We start from the raw sequence: 1,751 nt of genomic DNA, 5'->3' as shown, positions 1-1,751 counted from the left end.
TAATGATTGAATTACGAATAAATAATTTAGAAAGGTTTAATTCAAATCGCTGCCTCTTCCTCTGCCCGCAAATTCAAAGATGTCAAATGCGTCGAGGCAACTCGTAGCTTATTCGATGGAGCTTAAGCTCGTTGCTCCACCCCGCGGCGATATACTATAGTAACGAGTAACGATGTATGGCGGAGGAGGAGGGATTCGAACCCCCGCGCGCCTTGCGGCGCCTCTCGGTTTTCAAGACCGACCCCTTCAGCCAGACTTGGGTACTCCTCCATCATATTAAAGAACATGGTGGACCTTGTAGGATTCGAACCTACGACCGGACGGTTATGAGCCGTCTGCTCTAACCAGCTGAGCTAAAGGTCCATTTCAATGGCGGCGGAGGGGATCGAACCCCCGACCTCACGGGTATGAACCGTACGCTCTAGCCAGCTGAGCTACGCCGCCAAATTCTTTATTATTACTGGTGGAGCCTATCGGGATCGAACCGATGACCTCCTGCGTGCAAAGCAGGCGCTCTCCCAGCTGAGCTAAGGCCCCATATTTTCTAAATCGGGAAGACAGGATTCGAACCTGCGACCCCATGGTCCCAAACCATGTGCTCTACCAAGCTGAGCTACTTCCCGCTTCCTACATATTCATTAAAAGATTAACGCGCTCGAGAGGATTCGAACCCCTAACCTTCTGATCCGTAGTCAGATGCTCTATCCAATTGAGCTACGAGCGCATATGCCGAGGGCCGGACTCGAACCGGCACGGTAGTTACCTACCCCAGGATTTTAAGTCCTGTGCGTCTGCCAATTCCGCCACCCCGGCGGCATTAATGGAGCGGAAGACGGGGTTCGAACCCGCGACCCCCACCTTGGCAAGGTGGTGTTCTACCACTGAACTACTTCCGCACGCTTATAAGATGCGGGTGGAGGGACTTGAACCCCCACGCCGTAAGGCGCCAGATCCTAAGTCTGGTGCGTCTGCCAATTCCGCCACACCCGCAAAAGTGAGCCATGGAGGATTCGAACCTCCGACCCTCTGATTAAAAGTCAGATGCTCTACCTACTGAGCTAATGGCTCGTGTGGTAAATAAAGACACTCGTTGTTTCTCGTTGCCTCTTCCTCTACTAGTGAATTCAAAGAAGCAGGATTCGTCGAGGCAACTCGTAGCGGATTCATAGGAGCTTAGGCTTGTTGCTCCCCTACTGAGCTAATGGCTCATACTATTACAGTGCCGGCTGCAGGACTTGAACCCGCAACCTACTGATTACAAGTCAGTTGCTCTACCAATTGAGCTAAGCCGGCATATGAAATTTGTCTAAATTATTTTCATTGCCTCTTCCTCTACTAGCGAACTCAAAGATGCTGGATGCGTCGAGGCAACTCGGAGCGAGTTCATGGAAGCTTAGGCTCGTTGCTCCCCAATTGAGCTAAGCCGGCACATCAGACAGAAAAACTTAAGAGTGAGTGGTGGCTCGGGACGGAATCGAACCGCCGACACAAGGATTTTCAGTCCTTTGCTCTACCGACTGAGCTACCGAGCCATTTTATTATCTTAATATTCTGTGTTGTCTTGTCCTTTCCTCTTCTAGATTATTCAGCAATGTTAGATGCGTCAGGACAACTCGCAGCATATTCATGGAAGTATCATTCATCGTTACCGATCTATATACTTAGTTCATTGTGGCGGCCCCGACGGGACTCGAACCCGCGATCTCCTGCGTGACAGGCAGGCATGTTAACCACTACACTACGGGACCAAT

13 tRNA genes are annotated in these 1,751 nt (G+C 50.7%); all 13 read right to left on the bottom strand.

Annotated features, from left to right (window positions below):
* Positions 1-177: 177 nt before the first annotated feature.
* Positions 178-270: transfer RNA gene (locus DCC82_RS04995), tRNA-Ser, on the bottom strand.
* 16 nt (positions 271-286) lie between these two features.
* Positions 287-363, bottom strand: a tRNA-Ile gene (locus DCC82_RS04990).
* A 7-nt stretch (positions 364-370) separates the two neighbouring features.
* Positions 371-444, bottom strand: a tRNA-Met gene (locus DCC82_RS04985).
* Positions 445-461: 17 nt separating this feature from the next.
* Positions 462-537 (bottom strand) — tRNA-Ala (locus DCC82_RS04980).
* Positions 538-549: 12 nt separating this feature from the next.
* Positions 550-623: transfer RNA gene (locus DCC82_RS04975), tRNA-Pro, on the bottom strand.
* Between the two features lie 27 nt (positions 624-650).
* Positions 651-724: transfer RNA gene (locus DCC82_RS04970), tRNA-Arg, on the bottom strand.
* Between the two features lie 3 nt (positions 725-727).
* A tRNA-Leu gene (locus DCC82_RS04965) sits at positions 728-813 on the bottom strand.
* A gap of 8 nt (positions 814-821) precedes the next feature.
* Positions 822-896 (bottom strand) — tRNA-Gly (locus tag DCC82_RS04960).
* Positions 897-908: 12 nt separating this feature from the next.
* Positions 909-990, bottom strand: a tRNA-Leu gene (locus DCC82_RS04955).
* A gap of 5 nt (positions 991-995) precedes the next feature.
* Positions 996-1,068, bottom strand: a tRNA-Lys gene (locus DCC82_RS04950).
* A gap of 152 nt (positions 1,069-1,220) precedes the next feature.
* Positions 1,221-1,293 (bottom strand) — tRNA-Thr (locus tag DCC82_RS04945).
* A 163-nt stretch (positions 1,294-1,456) separates the two neighbouring features.
* Positions 1,457-1,532, bottom strand: a tRNA-Phe gene (locus tag DCC82_RS04940).
* A 140-nt stretch (positions 1,533-1,672) separates the two neighbouring features.
* Positions 1,673-1,748: transfer RNA gene (locus DCC82_RS04935), tRNA-Asp, on the bottom strand.
* Between the last annotated feature and the right edge of the window lie 3 nt (positions 1,749-1,751).

Origin of the sequence: Geobacillus sp. LYN3, from assembly GCF_003064505.1 — a bacterium.
Taxonomy (GTDB): Bacteria; Bacillota; Bacilli; order Bacillales; family Anoxybacillaceae; genus Parageobacillus_B; species Parageobacillus_B toebii.
This window is presented reverse-complemented; position numbering and strand designations above follow the sequence as displayed.